We start from the raw sequence: 246 nt of genomic DNA on the forward strand, positions 1-246 counted from the left end.
CCTTCACCTGCGGGCGACACGGTCGCCAACACGGCCGAGGACTCCTGGGTCTCCTGCACCAGCGAGCGGTAGGCCGCGTGACCTCATCACGCTGCACCGGGTCGGCCACGCGGCCGCCGCCGAGGATCCGCGGCACCAGCACCAGGCCGCCGGTGCGGGCGAGGCGGAGTCCGTGCTCGACGTACTCGATGATGTGGTCGGGGTCGGCGTCGACGAGCACGCTGTCGTACGAGGACTCATTCATAC

Annotated in this window: 1 pseudogene; it reads right to left on the minus strand. The window is 70.3% G+C overall.

Annotated features, from left to right (window positions below):
- Nucleotides 1–244, minus strand: a pseudogene (locus SB753_RS40160) (hypothetical protein); the annotation flags it as partial.
- Nucleotides 245–246: the final 2 nt, after the last annotated feature.

This window comes from Paraburkholderia sp. SIMBA_053 (assembly GCF_046534895.1).
In the GTDB taxonomy this organism is placed as follows: domain Bacteria; phylum Pseudomonadota; class Gammaproteobacteria; order Burkholderiales; family Burkholderiaceae; genus Paraburkholderia; species Paraburkholderia caledonica.